Genomic DNA, 4,423 nt, shown 5'->3' on the forward strand with positions numbered 1-4,423 from the left:
CGCCACTTTCCACCTGTATGATTGCCAGCAGATAGGGGACGTACTCGGATATGCCGTATTCTCTGGCGTATTTCTCCACCATAGGCTGATGTTTCAAGACCTCTGCGGATAGGTTCATGCCTGTTACCCATGAGGAAGAACCACCGCCCCCGTCGTCGTCCTCGGCACTGATAAGTACACCAAAGAAAAGCACTATCGCAAGAAGAAAGGGAAACAGACTGCCGATAATGGCGAGATGTCTTAGTTTCATTTCCTATGTCCTTTCTTTGTGGTGGTTTTCTTCACGGTCTGTTGATTTTTCTGGTAATTCGTCTGTTTCTGCTGGCTGGAAAGAGTACGCTCTGTCTTGCTTGTCTGCTCCACGGTACGTCTTACGGTCTGTCGCTGTCCCTGTGGCTGTGATACAGGTTCAGAAGTTTTCTTTTCTGTACCAGAAGCAAGCGGACGTTCCTTGACAGGCTGTGGCGTGGTCGGTTCACTATGTACTTTGTCGGCAGTGACAGGACGCTTGATTTCCTGCATTTTCCCTGTATCTGCCTTAGAAGCAGGAGAAGCGGTGACAGGTCTATCATGGGGACGGGTAGCTCCTGTTGTCGCTGATCCGTCCGTCGTTCTGCCAGCCTGCTTTGCTTCCTGTGCCTTTTGAAGCTCCATACGCTTATCAGCGATATTCTGTCTGTGCTGTTGGAGCTTGTCGGCACGCTCGCTCTGTCTGGCTTCCTGACCCTGCACAATGCCACGCTTGAAGTCGGATACACTGGATTTTGCCTTTTCCTTTGCGGAGTGTACGGCATAGGCGGTCTGGGTCGGCATATCCTTGATATTCTCCTTGACAGCCGTTGCCTTGTCTTTGACTTTGTTCTTCGTATCAAGCACCGCCCCCACCGCTGAACCAGCTCGGCTTCCGAAAGAAGCGTTGTCACGCTTGCGGGTCGTGTTAGCATGAGTTTGTTTACTGCCCGCACTGGATAAGACAGAACCAGCCATTGCACCCGTTCCAGCACCTACCATACTTCCTTTTCCGACAGCTCTTACCAATCTGTTTTCCATACGCCTAGCCCTGTGTCGCATGAACAGATACGGGCGACGGAATATCCTGCGTCCCATGCTCTGGCTGTCCCCAGCATTGAGAGAGAACATACTCATAAGGTCGCCCAGCTTCATGTAGATACCCGCAAAGCAGACTATCTGTAAGAACGCAATCATAAAGAACGGGTAATCGGTGGAGATATTGTAGAACATACTGGAAATACTGAAAGCCACCGTGACAATGAGCGTTATCCCAGCCCTTGTCATAATCGTATTGAACACTCGGACGATTGCCTGTTTTGCCATGTTCTCATAGCTGGGTCTCATGGAGAGCAGGAAGCTAATCGGCAGGAACATAGCGAAGATGATAAATAGTATCTGGGAAAATATCATCATGCCCGTAAGCAGGAATACGAATATCGTTATCCCCAGATTGAAGATAAGCAGGAAGAACACCATTCCCAGACGGTTGATGACCTGCGGTATCGTCAGATTGTCGTTGTCGTTATCCTCGATTTCTGTTTTTACCACGTCCTCACGGGTCGCCCCGTCGTCGGCTGACGGACTGACCGATACCAGAGCTTCCACACGGTCAGCTCCTATTTCCTCTATATCGCTGTTTCCGAACTGTAAGAGTAGCCACGGCTGTTGTACCTGTATGGAGAATAGGCTGTCCCTTATCAAGTCCACGCTGTCTTTTCCTTGACTATCGCTGTCTGGGAGCATGATTTTTGTTCCCAAATCCAGAGAAGCTGTGGAAATGTCCGAAGAAAAGTCATTGATTTTCTTGATGTAGTCGGGAGCGTAGGCGATAAAGGAAGCGGACACGAGAAACACCACAACGAAGTTGATAACGGCGTGGAGTGCCTTGCTGGTTTCTCTCTTTATCAGTCCCGTGTAGGCTACATAGATACCCACGATAAGGATAATGAGAAGCAGGAAGCCCACATAAAAGCCAGTGCTTCCAAAGCCGTTTTCCGTCACGCCAGCGAGTGTCTGTATGCTTTTCCCGATACTGTCTGCCATGTCATTGATAAAGTCCAGCTTATACGCCTGCTGGACAACGTACCCTGTGGCGTTGGAAAGATACAGGCTGATAGTCCAGATAAAGTTGGTAATACAGTAAAGCCCGTATTGTACGGATTTCCCGATACCGTCCAGCCAGTTCCACGGAAGCCAGCCCCAGCTATTGTCCACATAGAAGTCAAGTTGGTAATTCTCCAAAGGGTACTGTGAATACAGGTTGTCCGCATTGACGGTATCATCTACCAGCCCAGAAGCGTGTGCCACCGTCCCTAAAAGGGAGAGCAGGGCAATGGTCGTCAGTACCACAATCACAGCTATCTTAAAAAAACGAAAGAGCTTCTTTCTTGTCAGAAGCCCCTTTATCCTATCTTTCATCACTCCACCTCGCTTTTCACGGGCGGTCTGGTATCAAAGGCGTGCAATAATTCCTCAAAGACAGGGTGTATCTGCACCACACCCACACGCCCGTACAAATCTTGAAGCAGGCATTGTCCGTTTTCCAAGTCACGAAGCCTTTTCTGGTTGTTCTCGTCGTCCTTGTCGATACCGAAAAATTCAAGGGTCTGCTTTATCTCGTTTATATCCGTAGAACGGAAAGCGAATTTCAAACCGATATTGTTCTTTAGGCTCTCTTTGGACACGTCGCCAGAGGATTGCGTGACGAAGTACACGCCAGCCTGCATAGCACGTCCCGCACGCACCAGCTTGTTGGAGAGGGTTTCTCCTTGTGCCACATTGAGGAACGCCCACGCCTCATCTAAATCCACGATTTTAAAGATACTGCGGTCTGAATGAATGAAGTCTAAGGCAAAGGTGGAAATGACAATCAGCATAGCCACAGACAGCAGTTCTATGGTCGTGTATTCCTCAAAGGTCGTGTCCTTGTCGGGCAGTACCAAATCTGCTACCTGTATAATATTGAGCTGGTTGTCCAAGCTGATAGCGTTAGACACCGAACCGTCAGAGAACAGCAAGTGTGCAAAGTCATAGTCCGTAAAGCTGTCGATATGGTCAGCAATGTTGCGGGCAATCGCCGTGTCCTCTCTGCGTAGCTCGTCTATCACATGGAGCAGTCCTCGCTGATCGCTCTGGGTCACGGCTCGCACCGCTTTTCTAAGGACAGGGAATTTCTCACCGTCCCTAGAGGAAATCCCCGTAAGGAATGTGAGAATGTCTATTGCCAGACTTTCAGCGTCTTTTACGTTCTTCATAATCACGAACGGGTCAAGAAGCCCTGCATTTTCCTTATCGCTGGTGAGGTTTACGATATTGATTTCATGGGCTATCTCTGGGAGCGTTTCTTTCCAGTTGCCACGCTCGGATTTAGGGTCGAGAATGACCGCCTGCCCGCCGAACAGGACGGAATAATAGACAATAAGGTTGTTGCAGAATGACTTTCCACCGCCCAGCGAACCGACAAAAGCGGAAGCCAGAGCGTTTGTGACCGTACCTTTCACGCCTTGACTGGCAAGAGAGGGTTGCAAATATACATTTCTTCCTGTGTCCACGGAATAGCCGATATAGATACCTGTATTTTCTCCTAACTGCTGTGTCGCTCCAAAGCCAAGCCCAGCCAAGAAGTCCGATTTCACATACTGCACATAGTCATTGATGTAACGCTTGCTGGCGGGAAGAAATTCAGAGTGAAGCCCCAGCATATCGCCAGCAGGACGCACCAGCTTGACGTTCAAATCGTCGTAGAAGTCCTTGACCTCATCACAGCGTCGTTTCAGCTCGTCGAGGTCGGGAGCTGATACACGGATAACGTAAGAAAGTTTATACATACTTTCCTTGCTCTGGTCTAAGTCGGTTTCCAGCTCGTCCACGCTGTCCAGTGCGTCCACCACGTTTGAGCTGGTTTCGCTTCCAGACTGATAGGCGTGATTGTCCAAGTCTTTCAGCTCTTTTTTCTTGTTGCGGACAGTCGATAACGCTTTTCTGTTTCCCACGATTTCTACATTCATGCTCGTATCAACAGGGAAAGTGAACTGCTGTTGCTGGAAGTAGAATATCTCACTGGACGGAAAATCCAGCTCGCCCACAATGGCATTGACGGTAAAGTAGGACACGAAGCTCTCGCTGTCCTCATGTTCCAGTCGCAAGTATCGCTGGCTTTCCTCTATCAGACAGCGGGTAGGGCGGATAAGGTCGTACTGCTTGATAAGCGTTGCCTTTTTCAGCTTTTTCTTTGGAAGCGAATACTCGTAGTCCTCATACGCCACGCCGTCCCTGCCGTAGATATGCTCGATAAGATACCCGAAGTCGTTCTTGTCCAAGCGTCGGAACTTGAAACGGCGGGAGATTTTATTTTCCAGCAGTTTTTCCATTTTCATGTAGCGGTTGATTTCATCATCTGGCATGGAGATAA

At 49.2% G+C, this 4,423-nt stretch carries 2 protein-coding genes and 1 pseudogene; all 3 read right to left on the reverse strand.

Going from position 1 to position 4,423, the window contains the following annotated elements:
- Positions 1-250, reverse strand: a 250-nt coding sequence (locus B5F18_RS12200; protein WP_204217122.1) for a lysozyme family protein, incomplete at its 3' end; no start/stop codon positions are given.
- 179 nt (positions 251-429) lie between these two features.
- A pseudogene (locus B5F18_RS12205) lies at positions 430-2,430 on the reverse strand (CD3337/EF1877 family mobilome membrane protein); the annotation flags it as partial.
- A partial coding sequence (locus B5F18_RS12210) for an ATP-binding protein (RefSeq protein WP_087157922.1) occupies positions 2,430-4,423 on the reverse strand: 1,994 nt, incomplete at its 5' end. The gene B5F18_RS12210 and the pseudogene B5F18_RS12205, both read right to left, overlap by 1 nt.

It is taken from the genome of Lachnoclostridium sp. An181 (assembly GCF_002160325.1).
Lineage (GTDB): Bacteria > Bacillota > Clostridia > Lachnospirales > Lachnospiraceae > An181.